Consider the following 26,401-nt stretch of genomic DNA (forward strand, 5'->3'; position numbering starts at 1 on the left):
GCCCCCGGAGTCGAATATTAGCTGAGGTCGTTCAGCCTGCACTGGAGGTGGGCCGCGCGACACGCGGGGCGTTGCTGCTCAGCGAAGGTCCTCAGGAGGGCTCGTCCCGGGCCGGGCTGTGGAGGAAAGGACTGTGGAGGGGAGGGCCCTGGAGGAAGGCATCGAGGCGGAGCTCCAACGCCGATCGGTCCTTCAGCTCGCATTCCCACACGGTGAGGACTTCCCAGCCATCGAGTTCGAGCTGAAGCCGCTGGGCGGCGTCGCGGTTCCGGGTGCGCGTGCGTTTGGTTTCCCAGAACTCGGCGTTTGCCTGGGGTGCGTGCTGGCCCACCCGGCAGTCGTGGAAATGCCAGAAACAGCCGTTGACGAAGATGACTTTGCGGCGGCCGGCGAAGACGAGATCGGGGTTGCCCGGGAGTTTGCCGCCGCCCGCGGTGCCGTGCAGCCGGTAGCGGTATCCCTTCGCGTGCAGCAGCCTGCGGACCAGCATTTCCGGCTTAGTGTTCTTGCCCCGGATCCTGGACATGTTCCAGCTGCGCCGCTCCGGAGTCAGCTTGTCCGCCATCGTTTAAGTCTAGGGCGGGTGCAAGGCCCTGTGCCGGGCAGCAGCCGCGGGGCGCGGGTCTGAGGTAGACCGGGGGCGGAGCGGCGTGCTGGAGGCGGACCAGGGAACTGCGGGCCGGTAGCCGCCGTCGGGCGTTAGATTTCCCGCTCCGGGTGTTCGCCGAACTGGAAGTGGCGTCCGCTGAGCGACGACGGCGTAATTTCCACGTAGAAGTCCTTCAACGTTGGAACCCACGGTTTCAGCCCCAGGGCCTCGGCCTCGGCGATATCCGCCGATTGGTCGAGCACGCGCGCAGTGCCGCGCAGGACCACTGACCATGCTTCGTCGGACAGGATCCCGTCCGTTTCGAAGAGCACCTTCGAGTTGATGGTGAGCTCGGCCAGTTTGTTTCCTGGGGCTGTGCGGAGGAATAGTTTCCTGCCGCTTGCCGCGTAGTTCACGGGGAAGATGTCGGGTTCTCCGGCCACGGTGACCACGAGCCTGCCGTGCTTTGTGCCCTCAATCAATGTCCAGGCTTGGTCGTCGTCCAGTTTGAGGATCGGATTGCCGTCTTCGTGTTCGAACATCATGGGTTCATTGTTCTGAATCAGGCCGTCGCTGGCTAGGGGCTAAAGGACTGGCAAAGGACCGCCGGGGTGTTCTGCCGGGGGTCTGCCGGTATGCGGGGCGGGCAGATGCTGCCTGTGGATAATTTTGACCGGCAAAATGTGATCTCAGTTACCCTTAAGCCACAAATTGGCTTCAATCGTCTTGATTTTCTATCGGGGGAGTAGCTGACCATGACATCTCGCACATCGCTTTCCGGTCCCTGGCGAGCCTGCGCGGTCGCTTGGGTGGCGATCTCCCTGATGTCGGTCACAGCGTGCAGTGGGGGTGGAACGCAGCCTCCAGGATCTCCGCCTCCTGCTTCGCAGAGTCCTTCAGAGCCGGTCACCCCGAGTGCAACTCCCACACCTACTGCCAGCTACAAGCCCGCCGATGCGACCGGCAAGGCGCAGAACGTGCCAGTGCCCGAGTTGCCGGAAGCTGCGAAGGCGGAGACAAAGGAAGGCCTGGAGGCGTTTGCGCGGTACTGGTTCAAAGAACTCAATTTCGCGTACGAGACTGGCACATCGTCAGGGTTGGAATCCGTGACCTCGACTGGGTGCGAGTTCTGCTCAAACATCACGCGTTCATTGAAGACAAATTATGCGGAGGGCCGATGGCTGGTCGGTGGCCATATTGAGACGCCTTCACTTAGCACGACCTTTGAATCCCAGGCCGACGGTCAGTATCAGATTGCTGTCCAGGTTCAGCAGACGAAGATCACGTATTTCGACCCTGGCGGATCGGAATTCCGGAAACCGACGCCGCCATCAGATACAGGCAACGTAATGCTGGCGGCGTTCAAGAATGGCGCGTGGCAAATTACCGCTCTCCATCCGCTCCGATGAGCGCGTCAGTGTTTCCACCCAGGCATAGAATTTTTAGGTTGCTCGCCGGCGCGCTAATCTGTGCGGGCTCCCTATCGCTACCCCTTGTTGCGATTGCTGATGAGGGAGGCATTGATTCAGGATTCGGAAACCAGGGGGTTGATGTCGGCGGTTGGAGACTGGATCCAGCCACCGGCAAATTTGTGGCCCTCCAACCGGGTGCTACATTCGCGGACCCCTTCCAGTACAAATACGAGCTCCAGTGCCATTTGGGCGGAGGCGACTTTGACGCCGACTGTCTCGCCGCCGCTGTGGACTGTTCGAACGGCCCAGACGGAAAGGCCGGCATTCCCGTTGTCTGGCTGAAAGCGCCGGCTGGCGTACCGAACCCGACATGGTCATTTCACTCCGGCCCAACGTGCCTCTTCGATCCCCGGCCGGCGGACTTGCTGCCAAGAATTGCCGCAATGATCCAGAGGGAGTTTCAGCGGCTTCCGATAACTGCGGGACTGTCTACGGCCCAACCCAGCCCGAATACGCTCCGGGGCGCCGAGACCAATTTTTTCGCCAGCGCCGCAGATCAGCAGTTCGACATCACGATCCTCGCCCAGGCCGTCCACGTCACCGCTAAGCCGGTCCAGTACTCCTGGAGCTATGGCGACGGCACCTCGCTCGGCCCGCAAACGGCGGCCGGCGGCCCGCTTCCGCAGGATCGCTGGGGCGAGAAGACCCTGACGAGTCACGTTTACGCCCAGACCGGAGACTTCCCGGTGGTTTTGACGACGCATTTCCAGGGAACCTACTCCGTCAATGGCGGACCGCCGCTGCCCATCCCCGGCCAAGGGCAATTCAGCTCGCCGCCGCAGACCGTCAGTGTCTGGCGGACGATCACCAGGAACTACGCAGACACGTGCCTGCAGAATCCCCAAGGCCAAGGCTGCCCCGGGGTTGTCCCGCCGCCACCCTAGTCCGTGGCTAGGCCCGCAATTCCCGGTCCACCCGTTCCATCCGGGCATTCACGAGCTGGCAACGCGGATCATCCGGCCCCAGCAGCGCAGCCACGGCAGCCGCAGTCGCCGTATCGAAGGACCCCATGTCGCTCGTGCACCACTGCAGCATCAGCCGGGCATCACCGCTTGACCGGACGGACGCCCCCACGGCTGTGTTGAGCTCGTCGCGCAAGAACCCGATCGCCAGATTGACCGAACGGGTGAGCAGTTTTGCCGGGTACGCCGCGAACGCCTCGGCAACCCGACCGTCCCGCAGATGACCGGCCACAACGGAAGTGTCTGTCATGACGTTGAGGGTTGAAGAGAATCGGTAGGGGTTCGCTTCCAGGACGTCGCCCAGAATGGCGCGGATCCGGTGCATCTCGGTCCGGATCGCCGCACCGGTGCCCGCATCGCCATGGATCTCGGACGCCAACTCTTCGGCACTCCAGCCCTGATCACGCGAGGCCAACAGGGCCAGGATTTCGGCGCGGCGCACTGTCAGCGGGCGGCTGATGCCGCCGTCGACCGCCGCGGATGGCGCCTCCCCCAAGAGCCGCAGCATGAGCTGGGGTCGGGCGCCGCCGTCGCGCACTGCCCGCTCGCCACCCGGTGCCCGCTGCCCCGAACGCCCGACGCCGCCGTCGGGTAACGGGGCCGATTTCAGCAGCTCCTCTGCGAGCCGCACTCCGCAACGCACCAGCCGCAGGCTGTCCGGCGTGACCGATTCGAACGGGCCGGAGACGTCCAGGACGCCGACGATGTCGCCGGTAGAAGGGTCGCGAATGGGAGATGCGGTGCACGCCCAGTCATGGTGTGTCCGCACGAGGTGCTCGGCCGAGAAGAGTTGGGCCGGGGCACCGGTCACCAAGGCCTCGCTGATGGCGTTGGTGCCCACCCCCGATTCGGACCAGTCGGCGCCCTCCACGAACTCCAGCGAGTCCGCGAGCCGCAAGGCCTGCTTGCTGCCGACACGCCACAGCACTTCGCCCTCGTGGTCGGTCACGATCAGCAGATGGCGTCCGGTCACGGTCTCATCGGCCAGAAGCTGTGACAGCGCAGGCATCACCGCGGCCAGCCGATGGCCGGCGCTGAGGGACCGCGCCTCGGAGACTTCATGCCGGTGTAAAGGCCGGTGCTGGTCCGGATTGATGCCCAGCGCCAGGGAACGCTGCCAGGACTTGATAAGCGACGGCGAGAGGTGCGGATCCGGAGTGCCCGAAATCGTGGTCTCGTGCGCCGCCCGGAGTATCCGGGCATACTCCGCCGGCGCGGAAAACCTGAGGTCCGAGGGATGCGTGATGGGGCCGTTGCCCTGCCGCATGCTCATTCTCTCAACTCGCCCTCGAATCGTCGCACCCGGCTGGGTCCCCGCCGCCGTCGGGCAACCTGCACCCGCCGACAGCTTGAGAGCTCCGTGTAACCCGATTGTAACCCCCTGTGACTTTTACTTGTGATGCGGGTCACTGCATGGTCTACGCGCCACGCAACGGGAGCGGCCCCCTGTCAGCAATGGAAAGAGGAATCATGCCAGAGACACCAAACGGCGTCGTCGGGGCGTGGTTGGCGCAGTTCGATGAGGCACTGCGCAGCCACAACACGGACGCCGCACTGGAACTTTTCGACGACGACTCGTACTGGCGCGACTTCGTCTCCTTCACCTGGAACCTCAAGACGCTGGAGGGCAAAGAGGACATCCGGCGCATGCTTGAGGCGACGCTGGACGAAGTGCAGCCCAGCAACTGGACCCTCGCCGAGGACGCCACCGGGGACGCCGCCAATGCCGAGGCCTGGGTGAACTTCGAGACCGCCCAGGCCCGGGGCTACGCCCATCTGCGCCTCCGGAACGGCAAATGCTGGACCCTGCTCACCACCATGCAGGAACTGAAGGGCTTTGAGGAAAAGAAGGGCCCCAACCGGGACAAGGGGGTCGCCCACGAGATCACCAAAGGCCGCAAATCCTGGCTGGAACAGAAGGAGGAGCAGGAGGCGAGGCTCGGCTACGAAGACCAGCCCTACACCGTCATCATCGGCGGCGGCCAGGGCGGAATCGGGCTGGGCGCGCGGCTGCGCAGGCTCGGAGTGCCCACCATCATCATCGAAAAGAACGAGCGCGCGGGCGACTCCTGGCGCAACCGCTACAAGTCCCTCCACCTGCACGATCCGGTCTGGTACGACCACCTGCCCTACATGAAGTTCCCCGACGACTGGCCGGTTTTCGCGGCCAAGGACAAGATCGGCGACTGGCTGGAAAACTACACACGGATCATGGAACTGAACTACTGGTCCAAGACCGAGTGCACCAACGCCCGCTTCGACGAAACATCCCAGGAGTGGGTGGTGGAGGTGATGCGCGACGGCGAACCGGTCACCCTGCGCCCGAAGCAGCTCGTCTTCGCCCTGGGTGTATCGGGGTACCCGAGCGTCCCCACGTTCGACGGCGCCGAGTCCTTCCTGGGGGAGCAGTACCACTCGTCCAAACACCCGGGCGGTGGCGACTGGACCGGCAAGAAAGCCGTGGTCATCGGCTCCAACAATTCGGCCCACGATATCTGCGCCGACCTCTGGGAACACGGCGCGGACGTCACCATGGTCCAGCGGTCCTCGACGCATATTGCCCGCAGCGAATCCCTCATGGACCTGGCTCTCGGCGGGCTCTACTCCGAAGAGGCGCTGGCCAACGGCGTCACCACGGAGAAAGCCGACCTGCTGTTTGCCTCCTTGCCGTACCGGATTCTGCCCGAAGCCCAGATCCCGGTTTACGCGGAGATGGCCCGCCGGGACGCGGAGTTCTACTCCCAGCTCGAGGCTGCCGGCTTTGACCTGGACTTCGGCGTTGACGGCTCCGGCCTGTTCCTGAAGTACCTGAGGCGCGGCTCCGGCTACTACATCGACGTCGGCGCCTCGCAGCTGATCATCGACGGCCGGGTCAAGCTGGCCAATGGCCAGGTCAGCAAGATCACCGGCAACTCCGTCGTGATGGCCGACGGAACGGAGCTGGATGCCGACGTCATTATTTACGCCACCGGCTACGGGTCGATGAACGGCTGGCTGGCTGATCTGGTCTCGCCCGAGGTGGCGGACGCCGTCGGCAAATGCTGGGGGTTCGGATCGGATACGCCCAAGGATCCGGGGCCGTGGGAGGGGGAACTGCGCAACATGTGGAAGCCCACCAACGTGGAGAACCTGTGGATCCATGGCGGCAATCTGCACCAGAGCCGCCACTATTCGAACTATCTTGCCCTGCAGCTCAAGGCAAGGATGGAAGGACTGCCGACGCCGGTCTTCGAGCTGCAGCCCACGCATCACTCGCGCTGACCGCACGCGCTGACTTACGTGGGTCGTGACAATCTCAGGCACGGCCACCAGACTGGGACTACGGCCCCGCTGTGAAAATCCAACTTTTGTTCCGTGGATGCGCCTGACCGGGCGCATCCACGGTCCTGGACTGCGAAGGTGAAACACCATGAAAGCAGCACGATTCCACGCCCGCGAGGATCTCCGGATCGAAGACATTCAAGAGCCGGAGCTGCGTCCGGGAACGGTGAAGATCGCCGTGGCCTGGTGCGGTATCTGCGGCACCGACCTCCATGAATTCCTGGAGGGACCCATTTTCACCCCGCCGCCCGGCCACCCCCACGGGCTCACCCACGAGGCCGCCCCGGTTACCCTCGGCCACGAGTTCTCCGGCACCGTCGAGGAACTGGGGGAAGGTGTCAGCGGTCTGGCAGTCGGAGACAACGTCGTCGTGGAGCCGTACTACGTCTGCAATGAATGCGGTCCCTGCCTCAGCGGCCACTACAACCTGTGCACCAAGTTGGGCTTCATCGGCCTGGCGGGCGGCGGTGGCGGCTTGAGCGAGAAGATCGTCGTAGACACCCGGTGGGTGCACCCTGTCGGGGACATCCCCCTGGACGAGGCCGCACTGATCGAACCCCTTGCGGTGGCGTATCACGCCGTCGGCCGGAGCGGCGTCAAAGCCGGGGACGTCGCCGTCGTCGGGGGTGCCGGACCCATCGGCCTGCTGACCGCCGCGGTCCTCAAAGGCATCGGCGTCACCACGATCGTCACCGAGCTGTCGGCCGCCCGCAAAGACAAGGCGGCTTCGTCCGGGGTCGCGGATCACGTGCTCGATCCGAGTGCGGAGGACGTCAAGGCGCGCGTGCTGGAACTGACCAACGGTGCGGGGGCCGATGCCGCGTTTGAATGTGCCGGTGTGAATGCGGTGCTGGACACCATGCTCGACGTCGTGAGGCCGGCCGGCGTCGTCGTCAACGTCTCGATCTGGGGGCACCCGGCCACGGTCGACATGCAGAAAGTGGTGCTGAAGGAAATCGACTTGCGCGGCACCATCGCCTACTGCGGGGACCACGAAGCCGCCATCAAGCTTGTCCAGGACGGAAAAGTCGACCTGAAACCCTTCATCACGGGGCGGATCGCCTTGGACGACTTGGTGGACAAGGGATTCGACACGCTGATCAACCACAACGACACCGCGGTGAAGATCATCGTCCACCCGTAGTGATCCGAGTCTCATGCGGGAATAGTTGCAGACGCCTCGCAGTTGCCGCCAGTGAACCCATTCACTGCGAAAGGAATTGCGCATGCTGTTTTCCCCGATGACCCTCGGCGAGCTGGAACTGCCCAACCGACTCGTCATGGCGCCGCTGACCCGTCTCCGTTCCGGCCAGGAAGGCATTCCGGGGCCCTTGGTTGCTGAGCACTACCGCCAGCGAGCCTCACTCGGCCTGATCGTCAGCGAGGGCACCTACCCGAGCCCGGCCGGGCGTTCGTACCCGGGCCAGCCCGGCATCGTCACCCCGGAGCAGATTGCCGGCTGGAAGAAGGTCACGGACGCCGTTCACGCCGAAGGCGGCCGGATCTTCGCGCAGGTCATGCACGGTGGCCGGGTTTCGCATGAGGACATCACCGGCGGCCACCAGGTGGTTGCGCCGAGTGCCATCGCCGTCGAGGCGGAGACCCGCACGTCCAAGGGCAAGCAGGCGCACCCCGTGCCGCACGCCCTGACCACCGACGAACTGCCCGGCGTCCTGCAGGAATTTGTCCAGGGCTCGCGGAACGCGATCGAGGCAGGGTTCGACGGAGTGGAGCTGCACTCTGCCAACGGGTACCTGCTGCACGAATTCCTGGCGCCGTCGTCGAACCAGCGTGACGACATCTACGGCGGCACGCCCGAGAACCGGGCGCGCTTCGTGATCGAAGTTGTGAAGGCTGTGGTTGAGGCCGTGGGCGCCGAACGCGTCGGCATCCGGATCTCGCCGGAGCACAACGTCCAGGGTGTCACAGAACTGGACGCTGCAGATGTCCGCGAGACGTACCGCCTGCTGGTGGATGCCATTGCGCCGCTGAACCTGGCCTACCTGAGCATCCTGCACAAGGATCCCACCGGCGAACTGGTCCAGGACCTGCGGTCACGCTTCAACGGCGCCTTCCTCGTCAATACCGGATTCGGCGTCATCACCACCCGGGATGAGGCCATTTCGCTGGTTGCCGACGGGCACGCGGACGCCGTCGTCGTCGGACGCCCGGCCATCGCGAACCCGGACCTCGCCCGGCGCTGGCGCGAAGGCCTGCCGGTCAACGAGCCAGACGCCTCCACGTTCTACGCCGACGGCGCCGAGGGCTACACCGACTACCCGGCCTACCAGAACTAGGGCCAAGTCCGGCGCGGTGACTCCGGCGGTGCCGAGTCGCAGCGCAGCGCACGCTTGGCTGGACATGCTCAGCCGCAGCAACGATCAGTGGGCAGAATGCCATTCTGCCCACTGATCGCATTTAACAATGAGCATGTCCCTCGTTGGTTGGGGCTAAGGCTGGACATGTCCCTCGCTGGAGTGTGCGGGTGAGCATGTCCCGTCATGCATTTCGGGCCACCGGGACATGTTCCTTCGACGACTTGGCCACTGGACATGTCCCTTGCCTGGCGCAGGGAATGGGCACGTCCCCCCCGGCCCCATGACGCGGAGCGAGGGGCATGTCCAGCGGTGGTGGCGGCAATTGAGCATGTCCCGGAGGGGCCTCGCCACGCCTAGTCCTATAGGATCTGAACATGCAACTAGCTTCCACCGGCAGCGGCTCTGAGGGCCGCCCCGCGGGCCGCCCCGTCAGCCGGCAGGTCCTGGCGGACCACGTCTACGAGGAACTTCTGGAGTCGTTGATGGACGGGCGGCTGGAACCCGGGGCAGCGGTAAGCATCGATGGGACCGCCCGGGAACTCGACGTTTCGCCCACACCGGTCCGGGAAGCACTTGCCAGGCTCGAACACACCGGCATGGTTCGCCGCGTCGCGCTCAAGGGCTACCGGGTCGCCCCGGTATTCACCCAGGAGGACTTCGCCGAACTCATGGAGGCCCGGCTCGCAATCGAGCCCGTGAATGCGCGTCTGGCATGTTCCCGGCTCACGCCAAGCCACCTCAAGGAACTGGCGCAGGCGGTCGCCGATCTCAAGGACGCCCCGCGCGGGCCCTCCTTTGCCGAGTTCCGCGGCTACCTCGAGGCAGACGAGCGGTTCCACCGGTTGATCGCGGAGCAGACGGGCAACCAGTTCATGGTGGCCGCCTACGCCGCCCTCGGCGGACAGATTCAGCGCTTCCGCCTGTTCGGGGGAGTGGGCATCACCGACGCCGATCACGCGATCGCCGAACACCAAGCTGTCCTGGATGCCTTGACCTCGGGTGACGCGCAGAGGGCCGAAGCCGCCATGGCCGACCACGTGCGCAAGGTCCGCGGCCGGGCCATCGCCGACGCCCCGGCAGACTAACCCGCCAGGCACTTTCACGGCCCCCTTCACACACGAGGTCATCCTCTATAGGATCTTCGATTGTTGCCGATATGCCCCAATGTGACCTTGACAACATCCTTTCGATAGTAAATCCTATAGGAAACAGGATTCCACGAAGGAGTGAACCCATGGCCTATACAGCCGAAAACTGGCCCATCACCGCAGCGCTCCTGCAGTTCGCGGGGACCGACGCGCAGGGCAACCACATCAACGACGCCGACGCCTCCGCCTGGGCCGAGGTCCTCACCGAGGTCAAGGACTCCGGCTTTGCCAATGCCGACCTCACGGACAGCTGGGTCCGCCCCGGCGACCTGAGCTCCGCGCGGCTTGCCGAGTTCAAGCAGACCGCGGACAACGTCGGCATCGGCGTCCCCGTCATCTCAGCCATCCGCCGCAGCGTGATCGAGGAAGGCAACTGGGAAGCCAACCTGGCGTACAGCCACCGCACCATCGACGCCGCCGCCGAGCTGGGCTGCGAGGTCGTCTCGTTCGGACTGCACCAGGCCATCACCGCCGAGCAGCAGAAGCAGCTCTGGTTCTGGACCGTCGAAGGGTACAAGGACCCGGTGGGGGACAAGGAAACGTGGGGCAAAGCTGTAAGCCGCCTGCGCGAACTTGGCCAGCACGCCGCCGAGGTCGGCGTCCTGCTCTCGCTCGAAATGTACGAGGACACCTACCTCGGCACCGCGGATTCCTCCGTTCAGCTGGTCCAGGACATCGGCCTGGCCAACGTCGGCATCAACCCTGACATCGGCAACCTCATCCGGCTGCACCGCCCGATCGAGGACTGGCGCGAGATGGTCGCCAAGACCCTCCCGTACTCCAACTACTGGCACATGAAGAACTACATCCGCGACGAGGACGTCGCCCGGGACGCCTACGTCGCGATGCCGGCCCCGATGGAAAGCGGCCTCATCAACTACCGCGAGGCGTTCAAGACCGCGCTCTCCGTCGGCTTCCAGGGCATCCTGTGCACCGAGCACTACGGCGGCGACGGCCTCAGCGTCACGGCCAGCAACCAGGACTACCTCCGCCGCCAGGTCCTGCCGAAGACCGACGGCTACACCCTCGGCACCAGCCAGGTGGCCCAGGGCCGGCAGCTGCCGGCAGCCACGGCACTCGCCAGCGTCTGACCTCGGCGTCTGAAGCCAGCTTCTGAACTCAGCGCCTGACCAGGCGCTGAACGGGCGCCGACACCGGCGCGTGGTGCGGCCGTCAAGCCACTTGGGGGGGCGGCCGCACCACCCCAGCTCTCTACCCACAGCATTAGTTCTCCAACACGGATTCAATGAGGAACCATGACCCAGATCTTCGACAATCCCGCTGATTTCGCGGATGAGGCACTGGACGGCTTCGTTGCGGCCAACCGCGGCTACGTGGCCCGCGTCGACGGCGGCGTCGTCCGCTCCACCGAAGTCCCCTCCGGGCAGGTGGCCCTAGTGGTCGGCGGCGGTTCCGGGCATTACCCGGCCTTCGCCGGACTCGTCGGGCCCGGCCTGGCCACCGCCTCAGCCTGCGGCAACATGTTCGCCTCGCCCGCGGCCGGCCAGGTCTACCGCGTGGCCAAGGCTGCCAACGCCGGCGGCGGCGTGCTGCTGAGCTACGGCAACTACGCCGGCGATGTCCTGCACTTCGGGCAGGCCCAGCTGCGCCTCAACGCCGAAGGCATCGAAACCCGTACCGTCCTGGTCACCGACGACATCGCCAGCGCCCCGCTGGAGCAAATTGAGAAGCGCCGCGGCATCGCCGGGGACCTGACAGTCTTCAAGATCGCCGGCGCCGCCGCAGAGGCGGGACTGAGCCTGGACGACGTCGAACGGCTGGCCATCCGGACCAACTACCGCACCCGGTCCCTCGGCGTGGCCTTCGACGGCTGCACCCTGCCCGGCGCGGAGGCCCCGCTGTTCTCGGTCCCCGCGGGGCACATGTCCCTGGGCCTGGGCATCCACGGCGAACCGGGGATCTCCGACCACCCCATGCCCACCGCCTCCGAACTGGCCGAACTCCTGGTCAGCCGGCTCCTGGCCGACAAGCCGGACGACGTCGGCACCCGCGTGGTCGCAATCGTGAACGGCCTCGGCACGGTCAAGTACGACGAACTTTTCCTGCTCTTCGGCAAGATCGAGAAGCTCCTCACCGCAGCCGGGCTCACCGTCGTCGAACCCGAATGCGGCGAGCTCGTCACCAGCCTGGACATGTCCGGACTGTCCCTGACCCTGCTGTGGCTGGACGAGGAACTCGAGCAGTACTGGGCCGCCCCGGCCGACACCCCGGCGTTCCGCAAGGGAAACCTTGCACCCCGTGCCCGCCGCGAACTCGCCGGTCCGGACGCCGAGGAGACCGCCGACCTCGAACGGCCCACCGCTGCGGCGGCAGCCCTCGGCCAACTGGCCGCCGACTTGCTCGGGCAGGTGCGGGACGTGGTAGTCGAGCATGAGGAAGAACTGGGCCGGCTCGATGCCATCGCCGGCGACGGCGACCACGGGATCGGGATGCGCCGCGGCGTGGACGCGGCAGTCACCGCGGCCCAGCGGGCTGCCGCGAACAACGGCGGCGCCTCGCCGTCGTCGGTCCTGACCGCCGCGGGGGAGGCCTGGAGCGAACGCGCCGGCGGCACCTCGGGTGCGCTTTGGGGCTCGGCGGTCATCGCGGCCGGACAGGCCCTGGGCAACCAAGACAGCTACAGCGGCGAGGACGCAGCCGCCGCGGTCACGGCCTTCGTGGACGCCATCACCGCGCTCGGCAAGGCCGAGCCGGGGGACAAGACCATGGTGGACGCCCTCTTGCCGTTCCAAGACGCGTTCCTCACCGCGTTCGACGCCGGCACACCGGTGGCCGGTTCCCTCGCGGCGGCGGCGGCCGCCGCCACCACCGCCGCCGACCGGACGGCCGGGCTGCGGCCGCTCAAAGGCCGGGCCCGCCCGCTCGCCGAGAAGAGCCTCGGCCACCCCGACCCCGGCGCGGTGTCCTTCGCCCTCATCGCGACCCGGATATCCACCCACACCGACACCGCAGACACAGGATCCCGGCCCGGCACCCCCGAGCCGGCGGAACAAGGAGCACAAGCATGAGCACAGCAACAGGCTGGCGCGTGGTCATCGGCAACGATGAGGCCGGCGTCGAATACAAGAACGCGCTGAAGGCGCTCCTCGAAGCCGACCCCCGGGTGGCGTCCGTCCAGGACGTGGGAGTCGGCGCCGACGACTCCACCGCCTATCCGCACGTCGCCGTCGACGCGGCCCGCAAGATCGCCGACGGCGACGCCGACCGGGCGCTGCTGATCTGTGGCACCGGCCTGGGCGTGGCGATCGCGGCCAACAAGGTCCCCGGCATCCGTGCCGTCACGGCCCACGACAGCTACTCGGTGGAACGGTCCGTCCTGAGCAACAACGCCCAGGTGCTCACGCTGGGGCAGCGCGTCATCGGGCTGGAACTGGCCAAGAAGCTCGTGGGCGAATGGCTGAGCCACCGCTTCGACGAAAACTCCTCCTCCGCCGCGAAGGTGGACGCCATCTGCTCGTACGAACCCGAATACACGAAGGCAGTCTGAACATGACCGAATCAACAGCAACCGCGGCCGCCCTCAACGCCGCCCGCAAGATCGCCGTCGTCGGCTCCGGGTACATGGGCGGCGGGATCGCACAGGTCCTGGCACTCGGCGGCGCCCGGGTGGCGCTCGCGGATGTGTCCGCGGAAGTGGCCCAGAAGAACTACGAGCGGCTCCTCGCCGAATCCGACGAATTTGTTGCCGCGGGGCTCTTCCCGGAAGGCGCCACCGCCATCCTGAAGGAAAACCTCTGGGCCGCCAAGGACATCGAGCAGGCCGTGGCGGACGCCGACTTCATCGAAGAAGCCGTCCCCGAGGTCATCGAGATCAAGCACCAGACGCTGGCCCGCATCAGCGCGGCCGCCCGCCCGGACGCCATCATCGGGTCCAACACGTCCACGATCTCCATCGCCGACCTCTCCGGGCCGGTCACCAACCCGGAACGCTTCCTGGGCGTGCACTTCTCCAACCCGTCCCCGTTCATCCCGGGCGTCGAAATCATCCCTCACGCCGGCACGTCGGCCGCCACGGTCGGCGCCGTCCGCGACCTCGTGCACGCCGCCAACAAGCAGACCGCCGTCGTCAAGGACGTCACCGGCTTCGTGCTCAACCGGCTCCAGTACGCGCTGTTCCACGAGGCCGCCCAGCTGGTGGAGCAGGAGATCGCGACCGCGGAGGACGTCGACACCCTGGTCCGCACCACCTTCGGCTTCCGGCTGCCGTTCTTCGGGCCCTTCGCCATTGCCGACATGGCCGGGCTGGACGTCTACAACTTCTGCTATAAGTCCCTCCAGACCGATTTCCCGGAACGGTTCGCCACCCCGAAGATCCTCACCGACCTGGTGGAGGCCGGAAAGCTGGGCACCAAGACCGGAGCGGGCTTCCTCAACGTCCCGGCGGAGCGCACACCGGAACTGATCGCCTACCGGAACAAGGCGTACGTGGCCATGCAGAAGCTCATCGACGAGCTCGGCCCCGCCCCCATCAGCTGATTCCGCCCCTTCCTCTTTCACTTCAGGAGCCTTCCCATGAGCACTTTCCCCACAGAACGCACCGCCATCATCACCGGCGCCGTGTCCGAGCGCGGCATCGGCCGCGCCACCGCCAGCTACCTGGCGGCCCAGGGCTGGAACATCGGCATCATCGACCTCGACGACGCCCTCTGCAAGGCGGCGGCCAAGGAACTGGCAGCCGAACACGGCGTCAAGGCCTTCGGCGCCGGCGCCAACGTTTCCGACGAAGGCTCGGTCCGCGCGGCCATCGACGCCATCGAGGCGGAACTGCCGCAGATCGTTGCGCTCGCCAACGTGGCCGGCGTCAGCTCTCCGGTGCCCTACCTGGAACTCGACGCCGCCGAATGGGACCGGGTGCTGAACATCAACCTCAACGGCGTCCACTACGCCACCCGCCGCGTCGCAGAATCCATGGTGAAGAACAGGATCGGGCGCATCGTGAACATCTCCTCTGTCTCCGCGCAGCGCGGCGGCGGCACCTTCTCCAAGACGCCGTACTCCGTGGCGAAAGCCGGCGTGATCGGCCTGACCCGCGCCACGGCCCGTGAACTGGGCGAATACGACATCACGGTCAACGCCATCTCACCCGGACCCATCGACACCGACATCATGGGCGGCACCCTCAGCGAGGAACGCAAGGACGAACTCACCAAAGACCTCGTGGTCAACCGGGTCGGCTCCACCCGGGACATCGCAGCAGCCATCGCCTTCCTCATCAGCGAGGACGCCGGCTACATCTCCGGCCAGACGCTGAATGTGGATGGCGGACTCTACATGCACTAAGGAAGAAGCATCGTGGCACAACACAGCCAAACCCCCGCGTCCGGATTCGCAGCCTGGAGCAAGGGACGGAAGATCTACCTCGCGGTCGGGATCCTGGCCTGCGTGGCCGGCGTACTGATGATGGTTTTTTCGCGCTAGTTTTCTCCGGCCGGATCCGGCCCGGCCTGTCTTGGCCTACCTTGGCCGGCCGGATCCGGCCACTTTCATGCAACTGATTCACCCCCTGAGTTACACCACTGATTGCTCGACGAGGAGTTTTTATGTCCGTAACAACTACGTCCACCCGGGACCTCCTGGAGACACCGGTCCTTAAATCGGCCATCTCCAAGGCCTCACGCCGGCTCATGCCCATGCTGGTGATCCTGTATGTGGTGGCCTTCCTGGACCGCACCAACGTCGGCTTCTCCGAAGCTGCCCTGGGCGTCGACAAGGGCATTAGCGCCGGCGCCTTCGCCCTGGGCGCCGGGATCTTCTTCATCGGCTACGCCCTGTTCGAGATCCCGAGCAACCTGCTCCTGACCAAGTTCGGTGCCAAGGTATGGCTGGCCCGCATCGCCATCACGTGGGGCATCGTCTCGGCCTGCTTCGCGTTCGTGCAGGGTGAGACGTCCTTCATCATCCTGCGGTTCCTGCTGGGCGTCACCGAGGCCGGGCTGTTCCCCGGCGTCATCATGTTCCTGGCCGCGTGGTTCCCCAACAAGGTCCGCGTCAAGATGTTCGCCATCTTCTACCTGGCCCAGCCGTTCTCCCAGATGCTGGGCGCCCCGCTGTCCGGCTGGCTGATCAACATCGGCGATCAGGTTCCCGGCGTCCAAGGCTGGCAGGTCATGTTCTTCGTCGAAGGCATGCTGGCCGTCATCGCTGGCATCGCCGCCTATTTCTTCCTGATCAACAGCCCGCAGGACGCCAAGTTCCTGGACAAGGACGAGAAGAACGCGCTCCTGGAAGTCATGGCGCTGGAGGACACCGTCAAGGAAGAGTCCGGCCCGCACGGTGTCCTGGCCGCCATGAAGAACGGCAAGGTCTGGTACTTCACCATCATCTACTTCTGCCTGCAGATCGCCGTCTACGGCGTCACCTTCTACCTGCCGCAGCAGGTCGCCCAGCTGACCGGCCAGAAGGTGGGCATCGCCGTCGGCCTGATGGCAGCCATCCCATGGTTCTTCGGCATCTTCGCCTGCTACTTCATCGGCAAGGCCGCCAACACGGTGATCCGCCGCCGGGTCTGGGGCACCGGGCTGTTCATCTCCACCGGACTCTGCATCTTCGGCTCCGCGTGGGCCGGCGCCAACCACATTCCGGCGCTCGGCATCATCTTCATCACCCTCGCCGTGTGCTCGTTCCTCTCCATCGGCCCCATCGCGTGGTCCTACCCGACGGCGTTCCTCACCGGAACGGCCGCGGCCGCGGGGATCGGCCTGATCAACTCGCTCGGAAACCTCGGCGGCTTCGTCGCGCCCATCCTGCGCACCTCGGTCAACCAGATCACCGCCTCGGAGACCGGGACCATGGGCGTCTACGCCCTCGGCGTGCTCCCGTTCCTGGCAGCGGCCATGATGTTCGCGACCCGCCGCTTCAAGAACAAGGCCGACGAGCTGCTGGAGCAGTAAAGGCCTCCCAGCCCCCGGCTCCCAGCGCCCATCAACTGGATCCAGCAGAAAGCACCAACTCATGCAGCAAAGCCCCGGCAGCCAGACCTCCAGCACCAGCATCCTGGTGGGGGTCAGCACCAAGATGTACCTCGGGTACCGGGACAGCCTGGACTGGCTGGAGCGGCTGCAGCACGAAGTGGACACCCGCCCGGCCCTCGAGGCCGGGCGGGTGGTCCCGTTTGTCATCCCGTCCTTCCCTGTCCTGCCCGCTGCGGCCCGGCTTCTGGCGGGTTCGCCGTTGCTGCTCGGTGCGCAGAACTGCGGCTGGGCGGCCGGGCCGTGGACCGGGGAAGTAGCCCCGTCCATGCTCGCGGAACTCGGCGTCCGGCTCGTGGAGATCGGCCACGCCGAACGCCGGCGGCACTTCGGCGAGGACGACGCCATGGTCACCCGCAAGGTCCGGGCCGCGGGCGACGCCGGGCTCACCCCGCTGCTGTGCGTGGGGGAGCGCGACGGCGGGCAGCCTGCGGCCGCGGCGGACTTTGTGTTCCGCCAGATCGAGTCGGCCGTCGACGGCGACTGGGACCTCGCCGGCCGCCTGGTGGTGGCCTACGAACCCGTCTGGGCCATCGGTGCGGCCGAGCCGGCGGCCGCCGCCTACGTGTCCGACGTCGTCCAGCGGCTCCGGGATCAGCTGACTTTCGCCGGCGTGCCAGGGTTGCCGGTCATTTACGGCGGATCGGCCAAACCGGGATTGCTGCCAACCCTCGAGGGCGTTTCCGGATTGTTCCTGGGCCGGTTCGCGCACGAGCCGGTGAATTTCGGCACGGTGCTCGATGAGGCGCTCGTGCTGGCCGAAGGCCTCCCCGCGACGGACCCCGCCACCGCGGGACATGTCCAGCCCTGACCGCCAGTGATGGGCACGATGCCTTGATGTCCGTTGCCCGAGGCCAAGAATGAGCCTGTCCCACGCGGAGGCCACCGAAAAATGAGCATGTCCCGCATAGTTGCCACGAGAAATGAGCATGTCCCTCAGCTACCCGCTGACTGACCTTTGGCACAGGCCGATGAAGCCGCCCAGCTGCTCCAGGCCCTCGGGGTGGGCGGGGAGGTAGTTGGTCAGTTGGGGCGCGCGGACGATCACGGCACGCCATTGGCCACGGGACACCGCCACATTGATCCGGTTCCGCGAGAGCAGGAACTCCATGCCCCGCGGTGCCTCGGCCACCGCAGAACATGCCATGGACACAATCACGACGGCGGCCTCCTGGCCCTGGAACTTATCCACGGTCCCCACCCGCACGCCGGAGAGATTCGCGGCGTCCAGGGCATCACGGATGACATTGACCTGGGCGTTGTAGGCAGCCACCACCAGAATGTCGGACGCCTCCAAGGGCCGGGCGCCGTCTGCGGTGTGCCAGGAAAGGCCCAAATGGCGGCGCACCTGCCCGACGACCTCGGCAGCCTCCTGGGGCGACGACGTCGTGTTCCCGCTGTGCGGCACCATCACCGTCTCAACCCCCGCGGGCACACCCTCCAGACGGCGCAGATCCGCGGACGGGGCGGAACGCAACCGGCCTTCGTAGGATAACTCCGAGACGGCGAGGCACAGTTCTGAGTTCATCCGCCATGAGTCGGCCAAGAAGTAGCCAAGCTCGGGCGGCAGCGTGGCGTGGCCTGCGGAAATCCAGCCCAGGGCCGACTCGTCGACCGGCTCGGGGTGCCTGCCTTGGCTGACCTGAGGCAGCTGCTGCGGGTCGCCGAGCAAGAGCAGCCGGCTGCTGGCCTGCGCCACGGCAAGGGTGTTGGCCAGCGAGAACTGGCCGGCCTCGTCAATCACCAGGAGATCCAGGGAACCGGCCGGGACGGTGGCGCCGGTCATGGTCCACGCCGTGCCGCCGACGAGGACGCCTCCAGGCGCACCCAGCAGCTCCGCAACGTCCTTGCCGGTGCGCCGGGCCCACGGCAGGGCGTCGGTGTGCTTCACGTCTTTGGCCACCAGCGCCGGGTCGACCCCGGCCTTCGTGACGGCGGTCTTCAGCAGGTTCTCCACCACCGCGTGCGACTGGCCGACGACGCCGACTTTCCAGCCGCGGGCCACGAGCCGGGCGATGACGTGGGACCCCACATGGGTCTTGCCGGTTCCGGGCGGACCCTGCACTGCCAGGTAGGAGTGGTCAAGGGCCAGCACCGCGGCCGTGATGGCTTCGATGAAGCGGTCCGGTCCGGCACCAGGCTGCGGCAGTGAAGCTCCGGCGGCCAGCCTCGGCGGCTGACGCCGGACGAGGTCAAGCGCGGGATGGCGGGGCAGGGAGCCGGAACCCAGGCCGGCGACCACCGTGTCAGCGAGGGCTGCCAGTGCTTGCTCGAGGCTCTTGGTGGCGAGGGGTTGGTCTTCTGTCAGCGCAATGGGGAGGTCATTGTAGGGAGGTATCTTCCGGTGCAGCCGGTCCCTGATGATGACGGTGTCCTTGCCGTCCTCATGCCCCAGCTCCAGGACCTCCGTGCCGAACCATCCGCTCCGTCCGGTTCCGTTCTTGCCGGTACCCTCCAGCCCGGCGGGAAGAGGCAGCTCGTACATGCGGAACCATTTGCTGCCCTCGCGGAGGTCCGACCCGGGACTCACGGACCCTGACAGCTTGACGCGCCGCTCCGGAAGCTTGGTCCCCGCCTGTTGCCAGTCGTCGAGGATCTCCGCGGATTCGACGAGGAAAACGTTCCGGTCCCGTTCGTGGGTGTCCGGACCGTGCTCACACCGGTCGAAGTGCGCCCACCAGAACGACTTGCGCTCCCGGCGGTGGTAGCTCACGGCCGCGGCCAGCATGGCGACGGCCTTACGGTCGTCCTCGGACAAGCCGCTGCCGGGCTCAGCAAATTCCATCAGTGCCAGCTCAGCCGGGGCAAGGGCGGCATCGGCTCCTGCCGAGCCGCCGTCGTCGGGGCCGGCCTCTGGGCCCGCCTCCGCGCCGGACGCGGCGCCAGTCCGCACGGAGCCGGACCCGGCGGTGCCCGCCCCGGCGCCGTGCGGCTCCAGCCGGCGTTCCTGGGCCAGCCCGAGCAGCCAGTTCCGGAGCTCCAGCGTGGACAGGCAGTCGTATTCGTTGTAGTCGGAGATCCCGGCGAGGATCGTGGCCGCTTCGTCGGGCCGCTCATTGTCCCTCGCGTCGCAGAACCGAGCATAGGCAATCACGGAGGCGCCGGCGTCCTTCACGTCGCCAGTTCGAAGGTTCGCCCCCATGTAGAGCGGCTCCAGCTTCTTGATGCTGTAGGAGTTTTCGGAGATCCTGATGCTGTTCCGGACCGCTTGGTACAGGTCCACCAGCAGGCCTTCGCGGAGCCACTCGTCCACGATGTCCTCCCCGGCAACGTGCATCACCGAGAGTTTACGAAGCGCCGTTTTTTCATACGGTGCGTAGTGGTAGACGTGCATGTCCGGAAAATCCCGCCGGCGTTTCTCGACATAGTCAAGGAAATCCAGGAACGCCTGCTTCTCCGCCTCCCGGCTGTGGGCCCAGAATGGCCGGAAAATCCCCGGACTGCCGGGCTCGGTGGGCGCCTCGATCACGCCGAACAGGTACTCGAGCCCCCACACTCCCGTGGCGCGGTCCTGCCACAGCGGATCGCCCTCGAAGTCGAAGAAAATATCGCCCCGGCTCGGTGGGGGCAGCTCGGCCAACGTGTTCCCGGGTAGGACGCCGTAGCGGATGGTGTGCTCTTCGCCGTCCTTGCGGTAGCAGACTTCTCCGTCGGCAGGGCCAACGCCGCTCTGCATCCGCGCCTGTTCCTGCAGGCGCAGGAGCGCAGGTGTGGGCTTGGTGAGGGTCGCTTGCGCCAGGTCAGTGACTGAACGAATCCCACGTTCGTGGAAGTTCTTGCGCTGCACGGAGTTCATCCGGGCCACGAGGAGGAGATCGTCGGTGGCTTTGACTTGCTCCTGGCAGTAATCGCAGCGGCCACAGGCGGTGAGCCCGGGCGTGCCCCAGCCAACTGTTCCCGGCTGTGCGAGGTGTGCGGCGGTCAGCGCGAGGAAACGCTCGCGGCGCTCGCGGAAGACCGGCAGGATCTCGGAGAGTTTGTGGTGGCTTCGCACGTAGTCGAATCCACCGCCGGACAGCCGCACCGTCGAGCCAAGGACGAGTGTCACCGCCGGGTCCACCGGGATTCCGGCCTTCAGCAGCTGGTCGCCGTAAGCGGCCAGCTGGAGCAAGGCCGTCACCTTCGCGTGGCGGGCGAGCTTGGTGTCAAACACGGCGTAACTGCCGTCGGACTGCCGCACGAGGAAGTCGGAGCGGCCGTGGAACTGGCCGTCGAAGAAGGCGGCCTGGAAGACGACGTCGGCTCCCGCGCGCAGCGCCTCAATAGACTCGGCGTGCTTGGCCGCCAGCGTGGCCCGGTCCATGGACTCAGCCGGGACGACGTCGTACACACCGTGCCCGGTGGCCGGATCCCAGGGGCCGAACTCCGCAACGAAACCGCCGAGGACCTTGCGCTCGTGGAGGTCACCCAGCACCGCTGCATGCTTGAGCATCTCGTCGTCTTCGAATGTGGCTCTGGGGGACCGGCCCAGCTTCTCGTCGAGTTTCCGCAGCAGCTGATACTCGCAACTCGCAGCCACCACGAGGTCGCTCGCGGAGTAGACCAGGTCAGGTGATGAGCCCGGTACCTCAGGTTCAAGAAAAAACACTGCGCCCCCGTTGTTGGTGCCCCCGTTGTTGTTGACCTCCGCTATTCAAGCTATCAAAGCCCTCTGACAATCAAGCACCAGCCAGGAACCGGGAACCAAGAACTGGGAACCAAGAACCTGTAAAGAGGCCAGGTACCGTGGTTCCTGTCGTAGGACCGGCGTAGGGTCTGAGAATTATGACGGAACAACAACCGTATGAGCTGGTCCAGCGCTACGCGCACTTCGAGCTGCGCCGCTATCCTGCTTACGCTGTGGCGGAAATAGAGGTCAACGCGACCTTCGACCGCGCCGGGAATGCCGCCTTCCGGCCCCTGTTCAACTACATCAGCGGCAGCAACACGGCGCAACGAAAGCTGGCGATGACGGCCCCGGTGATCCAGGAACCCGGGGCGTCGCAAAAGCTGGCGATGACCGCTCCGGTACTGCAAAGCGGACCGCTCCCGGGAAGCGCAGAGCCCACTGATTTCATCGTCGCCTTCGTGCTCCCCGCCGGGGTGACGGCGGAGACGGCGCCGGTCCCGGCCAACCCCGACGTCAAAGTCCGGACCCTGCCGGGTTCTTTGGCAGCCGCTCTTCGGTTCTCGGGCAGCGGGTCGGAGGCGGCCTTTCTACGGCGAAACGAAGGCCTCCAGGAGGCACTGAAGCTTGCCGGGCTGAAGGCTGTGGGTCCGCCACGATTCGCCCGTTTTGATCCGCCGTTCAAGCCGTGGTTCCTGCGCCGCAACGAGGTTGTTCAGGACGTGCAAGAGTCCTTTCCGCCTTCAGGCGAGCCCGGCCGCTGACCGGGATAAGGCAAAATGGTTTGGTGACCCAACACCCGCAGCGCCCCGCCTCACCCGCCTTGCCCGCCTCCGGGCCGCCCGCCTCCGGCCCCTCCGCGAAGACCGGCCCCTCCGCGAAGGCCGGCTCAGCACAGACCGGCATGCCGCATTCCCAGGAGTCCGGCATCGCCGCCCAGATCGCGGGCGAGCTCGGCGTCCTGCCGTGGCAGGTCAAGGCCGCCGTGGATCTGCTCGACGCCGGGTCCACCGTGCCCTTCATCGCGCGCTACCGGAAGGAAGCGACCGGCACCCTGGACGATACCCAGCTCCGCGAGCTGGAGGAGCGGCTGCGTTACCTGCGCGAGCTCGAGGACCGGCGCCGGAGTATCCTCGAGGCGATTGCCGCCCAGGGCGCGCTGACCCCGGAACTGCAGGCCGCAGTCGTCGCCGCGGACACGAAGTCGCGGCTGGAGGACATCTACCTCCCGTTCAAAACCAAGCGGCGCACCAAGGCGCAGATCGCCCGCGAAGCCGGGCTGGAGCCGCTCGCCGACGCCCTGCTCAAGCGCCCCGAACTGGACCCGGAACGCGAGGCGGCCAAGTACCTCAACGCCGAACACTCGATCGGGGACGCGGCCGCGGCGCTCGCCGGTGCCCGCTCCATCCTGGTGGAACGCGTCGCCCAGGACGCGGACCTGGCCGCCACGCTCCGGGAACGGCTGTGGACCCAGGGCCGGATGGTGTCCCGGGTAAAGAAAGGAAAGGAAGCCGAGGGCCAGAAGTTCAAGGACTACTTCGAGTTCTCCCAGCAGCCGGCCGGCATGCCCTCGCACCGTGTCCTGGCGCTGTTGCGCGGAGAAAAGGACGGCGCGCTGGAGCTGGATCTCGCCGAGGCTGATCCGAACGACGACGCCGCCCTCACCGCCGCGCGCGGCCGGTACGAAGCGGCCGTGGCCAGGTTCCTCGGGGTCGCCGACCGCGGCCGGCCCGCCGATGCCTGGCTGCTGCAGACCGCGCAGCTGGCCTGGCGCTCACGGGTGCTGGCGCGGCTGACGGCCGACCTGCGGAGCCGCATGTTCGCCGCCGCTGAGGATGAAGCCGTGCGCGTGTTCGCCGCGAACCTGCGCGATGTGCTGCTGGCCGCACCGGCCGGGAACCGCGCCACCTTGGGCCTGGACCCGGGACTGCGCACCGGCGTCAAGGTCGCCGTGGTGGATGGCACCGGCAAAGTGGTCGCGACGGACACCGTCTACCCGCACGCCCCGGCCCGGAAATGGGACGAGGCGCTGCGGACCCTCGTGGGCCTCGCCACGAAGCACGGGGTCCAACTCGTCGCGATCGGCAACGGCACCGCGTCGAGGGAGACGGACAAGCTCGCCGCCGAACTGCTCAAGCAGGTCTCCTCCGGGTCAGAAAACAAGCTGCAGAAAATTGTGGTGTCCGAGGCCGGGGCATCGGTGTATTCGGCGTCGGCGCTCGCCGCGGCGGAGCTGCCCGGCATGGACGTGTCCCTGCGCGGCGCCGTCTCGATCGCCCGGCGGCTGCAGGACCCGCTCGCGGAGCTGGTGAAGATTGAGCCGAAATCGATCGGCGTCGGGCAGTACCAGCACGACGTCACGGCCGCGAAGCTGGACCGCAGCCTGGATGCCGTGGTCGAGGACTGCGTGAACGCGGTGGGCGTGGACGTCAACACCGCCTCGCCCGCACTCTTGAGCCGGGTGGCCGGGGTCGGGCCGCTGCTGAGCGAGAACATTGTGGCGTACCGGAACGAGCACGGGCCCTTCGCCAAGCGCAGCGAGCTCAAGAAGGTCCCGCGGCTGGGCGCCAAGGCGTTTGAGCAGTGCGCCGGCTTCCTGCGGATAACTGGGGGAGCGGAGCCGCTGGACGCCTCCAGCGTGCACCCGGAGGCCTACCCGGTAGCCCGGAAAATCAAGGCGGCCGCCGGTAAAGCGCCCGCTGCGGGAAGCTTCGCGGCGCTGAACCCGCAGGACTTCGTGGACGGCTCCTTCGGCCTGCCCACCGTGCGGGACATCATCGCCGAGCTTGAGAAGCCGGGCCGTGATCCGCGTCCGGCCTTCGCGGCGGCAGCGTTTTCTGAAGGCATCGAGAAGATCTCGGACCTCCGGCCAGGCATGGTGCTGGAGGGAACCGTGACCAACGTGGCGGCGTTCGGCGCGTTCGTCGACGTCGGGGTGCACCAGGACGGGCTCGTGCACGTGTCGGCCCTGGCCAACCGCTTTGTCTCCGACCCCCGTGAGGTGGTCAAATCCGGGCAGGTGGTCCGGGTCAAGGTGCTGGAGGCGGACCCGGAGCGCAAACGCATCTCGCTCACCCTCAGGCTCGACGACGCACCGGCAGCCCCCGGCGGTCGTGCGGCGGGCGGCCGCGCTGCCGCAGACCGCCCGGCTGGCGGTCGTGCCGCTGGCGGGCGTGCGGACTCGCGGCCGGAACGTCCGCGGCAGCCGGCGTCACAGGCGCCGTCGAAACAGCAGCCGAACCAGCAGTCGAAACAACCGTCCGGAAGGCAGCCGTCCGGGAAACCGGCACCCGACCGGCGGACGCCGGGCAGGCAACCGCAGAAGCCGTCCCCCACGCCGTCGCCGGTCAACACCGCGATGGCCGAGGCGCTCCGGAAAGCCGGCCTGGGCAAGTAGCGCCCGGCGCGGCTGCCGCACCGCACCTACCGTTCGTCGCGGATTCCCTACCGCTTGGCGCATAACTAGTACGTTTGCTGACGATCTGCACCATGATTGCCGGAGGCAACGGCCTCTACCGGAAGCTCGGTCAGAGGCCCTGGCAGAGGGCCGTTTCCGCAATGTGCTGGACACCGATGTCGTTGACGAGCAGGGGGAGTACTTATGGGTTGGCTGGACCGCGAACGAACCATCGCGCCGCCGGGATTTAACCGGTGGCTCGTCCCCCCGGCAGCCCTCGCGGTGCACCTGTGCATCGGCCAGGCCTACGCGACGAGCGTCTACAAGACAGCGCTGGTGAAGCACTTCGGCGCGAGCCTAACCGAGATCGGCGTGATCTTCTCCGTTGCGATCGTGATGCTGGGCCTCTCGGCCGCCATCATGGGCACCTGGGTGGACAAGAACGGGCCCCGCAAGGCGATGTTCACCTCCGCCGCGTTTTGGGCGAGCGGCTTCCTGATCGGCTCCCTGGGCATCTTCAGCCACCAACTCTGGCTCGTCTACCTCGGCTATGGCGTCGTTGGCGGCATTGGCCTGGGGATCGGTTACATTTCCCCGGTCTCCACCCTGATCAAATGGTTCCCGGACCGGCCCGGACTGGCCACCGGCATGGCGATCATGGGGTTCGGCGGCGGCGCCTTGATCGCCAGCCCGGTCTCCACGGCCCTGCTGAAAATGTACGATCCCAACTCCGGGGCCAAGGGCTGGGTGGCCAGTGGTGAGTCGGTGGGCAAGCTCTTCCTGACCCTCGCCGTCGTCTATCTGGCCTACATGATGTTCGGCGCGTTCACCATCAAGGTCCCGGCCGAGGGATGGAAACCGGCAGGTTTCGACCCCGCAAAGGTCAAGGCCGCCTCGCTGGTCACCACTGACAACGTCTCGGCCCGGAACGCGGTCAAGACCAGGCAGTTCTGGCTCGTCTGGATCGCCCTGTTCTGCAATGTCACGGCAGGGATCGGCATCCTTGAGCAGGCCGCTCCGATGATCCAGGACTTCTTCCGCCAGCCCGACGGCACGTCCCTGGCCAGTGCCGCTGTGGCCGCCGGCTTCGTGGGGCTGCTCTCGATCGGCAACATGTCCGGCCGCTTTGCCTGGTCCGCCACCTCCGATGTCACGGGCCGCAAGCGCATCTACATGGTCTACCTCGGCCTCGGCGCCGTGCTCTACACCGTGCTGGCGCTGGCCGGCTCGACGTCCACCGTCCTCTACGTGGCCCTCGCGTTCGTCATCATCTCCTTCTACGGTGGCGGGTTCGCGACGGCCCCCGCCTACCTGCGCGACCTCTTCGGCACGTTCCAGGTCGGCGCCATCCACGGCCGGCTCCTGACGGCCTGGTCCGCGGCGGGCATCGCCGGGCCGCTGATTGTCAACGCTTTCCTGGACGCGCAGGGCAAGCCCGGCGCGCTCAACGCCGCGTCCTACCAGCCCGCCCTGCTGACCATGGTGGGGCTGCTGGTGGTCGGCTTCGTGGCGAACCTCTTGGTCACGCCGGTGGACGCACGATTCCACGAACCACGTCCTGGCCGCGTCCGGGCCGAAGAACCTGCCTTGGAGGGCTGA

General features: G+C 66.6%; 21 protein-coding genes. 17 read left to right on the forward strand and 4 right to left on the reverse strand.

The window, feature by feature from the left end:
• Positions 1-91 precede the first annotated feature (91 nt).
• Positions 92-565 (reverse strand): very short patch repair endonuclease, encoded by a 474-nt coding sequence (locus B5X90_RS05000; RefSeq protein ID WP_079550431.1) that lies wholly within the window; start codon positions 563-565, stop codon positions 92-94.
• A gap of 134 nt (positions 566-699) precedes the next feature.
• Positions 700-1,134 (reverse strand): pyridoxamine 5'-phosphate oxidase family protein, encoded by a 435-nt coding sequence (locus tag B5X90_RS05005; protein WP_079550433.1) that lies wholly within the window; start codon positions 1,132-1,134, stop codon positions 700-702.
• A gap of 279 nt (positions 1,135-1,413) precedes the next feature.
• Between B5X90_RS05005 and B5X90_RS05010 the strand changes: the two genes are divergently transcribed.
• On the forward strand, positions 1,414-1,998 hold the full coding sequence (locus tag B5X90_RS05010; protein ID WP_256860062.1) for a DUF6318 family protein: 585 nt from the start codon (positions 1,414-1,416) through the stop codon (positions 1,996-1,998).
• A gap of 446 nt (positions 1,999-2,444) precedes the next feature.
• Positions 2,445-2,945 (forward strand): PKD domain-containing protein, encoded by a 501-nt coding sequence (locus tag B5X90_RS05015; RefSeq protein WP_079550437.1) that lies wholly within the window; start codon positions 2,445-2,447, stop codon positions 2,943-2,945.
• Between the two features lie 7 nt (positions 2,946-2,952).
• Here B5X90_RS05015 and B5X90_RS05020 read toward each other — a convergent pair whose 3' ends face one another.
• The gene (locus tag B5X90_RS05020; protein WP_079550439.1) at positions 2,953-4,290 is read right to left on the reverse strand and encodes a helix-turn-helix domain-containing protein; all 1,338 of its coding nucleotides are present in this window, start codon (positions 4,288-4,290) and stop codon (positions 2,953-2,955) included.
• 203 nt (positions 4,291-4,493) lie between these two features.
• Here B5X90_RS05020 and B5X90_RS05025 point away from each other — a divergent pair, with 203 nt between their 5' ends.
• From B5X90_RS05025 to B5X90_RS05075, 12 genes are all read left to right on the forward strand, one after another.
• Complete coding sequence (locus B5X90_RS05025) at positions 4,494-6,284, forward strand: NAD(P)/FAD-dependent oxidoreductase (RefSeq protein WP_079550441.1); 1,791 nt, start codon at positions 4,494-4,496, stop codon at positions 6,282-6,284.
• Between the two features lie 148 nt (positions 6,285-6,432).
• Positions 6,433-7,488: a 2,3-butanediol dehydrogenase gene (locus B5X90_RS05030; RefSeq protein ID WP_079550443.1), complete on the forward strand. Its 1,056-nt coding sequence runs from the start codon at positions 6,433-6,435 to the stop codon at positions 7,486-7,488.
• Between the two features lie 82 nt (positions 7,489-7,570).
• A complete protein-coding gene (locus B5X90_RS05035; RefSeq protein WP_079550445.1) occupies positions 7,571-8,641 on the forward strand; it encodes an alkene reductase in 1,071 nt (356 codons plus the stop codon).
• A gap of 395 nt (positions 8,642-9,036) precedes the next feature.
• Positions 9,037-9,747, forward strand: coding sequence for a GntR family transcriptional regulator (locus B5X90_RS05040; RefSeq protein WP_079550447.1), 711 nt, complete (start codon positions 9,037-9,039; stop codon positions 9,745-9,747).
• A gap of 149 nt (positions 9,748-9,896) precedes the next feature.
• Positions 9,897-10,901, forward strand: a complete 1,005-nt coding sequence (locus B5X90_RS05045; protein ID WP_079550449.1) for a sugar phosphate isomerase/epimerase family protein — start codon at positions 9,897-9,899, stop codon at positions 10,899-10,901.
• Between the two features lie 165 nt (positions 10,902-11,066).
• Complete coding sequence (gene dhaL / locus B5X90_RS05050) at positions 11,067-12,839, forward strand: dihydroxyacetone kinase subunit DhaL (RefSeq protein WP_079550451.1); 1,773 nt, start codon at positions 11,067-11,069, stop codon at positions 12,837-12,839.
• Positions 12,836-13,318, forward strand: coding sequence for a ribose-5-phosphate isomerase (locus B5X90_RS05055; protein WP_079550454.1), 483 nt, complete (start codon positions 12,836-12,838; stop codon positions 13,316-13,318). Before dhaL ends, B5X90_RS05055 begins: the two co-directional genes overlap by 4 nt.
• Before the next feature lie 2 nt (positions 13,319-13,320).
• The gene (locus tag B5X90_RS05060) at positions 13,321-14,307 is read left to right on the forward strand and encodes a 3-hydroxyacyl-CoA dehydrogenase family protein (protein WP_079550456.1); all 987 of its coding nucleotides are present in this window, start codon (positions 13,321-13,323) and stop codon (positions 14,305-14,307) included.
• Between the two features lie 36 nt (positions 14,308-14,343).
• Positions 14,344-15,111 carry an SDR family NAD(P)-dependent oxidoreductase gene (locus tag B5X90_RS05065; RefSeq protein ID WP_026539080.1) on the forward strand — a complete coding sequence of 256 codons (768 nt, stop codon included), beginning with the start codon at positions 14,344-14,346 and terminating at the stop codon, positions 15,109-15,111.
• A gap of 12 nt (positions 15,112-15,123) precedes the next feature.
• A complete protein-coding gene (locus tag B5X90_RS21560; RefSeq protein ID WP_018775883.1) occupies positions 15,124-15,249 on the forward strand; it encodes a hypothetical protein in 126 nt (41 codons plus the stop codon).
• A gap of 122 nt (positions 15,250-15,371) precedes the next feature.
• On the forward strand, positions 15,372-16,721 hold the full coding sequence (locus tag B5X90_RS05070) for an MFS transporter (protein WP_079550459.1): 1,350 nt from the start codon (positions 15,372-15,374) through the stop codon (positions 16,719-16,721).
• 61 nt (positions 16,722-16,782) lie between these two features.
• On the forward strand, positions 16,783-17,610 hold the full coding sequence (locus B5X90_RS05075) for a triose-phosphate isomerase family protein (RefSeq protein ID WP_079550461.1): 828 nt from the start codon (positions 16,783-16,785) through the stop codon (positions 17,608-17,610).
• Positions 17,611-17,739: 129 nt separating this feature from the next.
• Here the strand turns inward: B5X90_RS05075 and B5X90_RS05080 are convergent, their stop codons facing one another.
• Positions 17,740-21,387: a TM0106 family RecB-like putative nuclease gene (locus B5X90_RS05080; protein WP_079550463.1), complete on the reverse strand. Its 3,648-nt coding sequence runs from the start codon at positions 21,385-21,387 to the stop codon at positions 17,740-17,742.
• A 176-nt stretch (positions 21,388-21,563) separates the two neighbouring features.
• Here B5X90_RS05080 and B5X90_RS05085 point away from each other — a divergent pair, with 176 nt between their 5' ends.
• The 3 genes from B5X90_RS05085 (at position 21,564) to B5X90_RS05095 (ending at position 26,401) form a co-directional block, all read left to right on the forward strand.
• A complete protein-coding gene (locus tag B5X90_RS05085; RefSeq protein ID WP_079550465.1) occupies positions 21,564-22,169 on the forward strand; it encodes an SOUL family heme-binding protein in 606 nt (201 codons plus the stop codon).
• Between the two features lie 140 nt (positions 22,170-22,309).
• Positions 22,310-24,802: a Tex family protein gene (locus tag B5X90_RS05090; protein ID WP_079550574.1), complete on the forward strand. Its 2,493-nt coding sequence runs from the start codon at positions 22,310-22,312 to the stop codon at positions 24,800-24,802.
• A gap of 204 nt (positions 24,803-25,006) precedes the next feature.
• Complete coding sequence (locus B5X90_RS05095) at positions 25,007-26,401, forward strand: OFA family MFS transporter (protein ID WP_079550467.1); 1,395 nt, start codon at positions 25,007-25,009, stop codon at positions 26,399-26,401.

This window comes from Arthrobacter sp. 49Tsu3.1M3 (assembly GCF_900168135.1).
Lineage (GTDB): Bacteria > Actinomycetota > Actinomycetes > Actinomycetales > Micrococcaceae > Arthrobacter.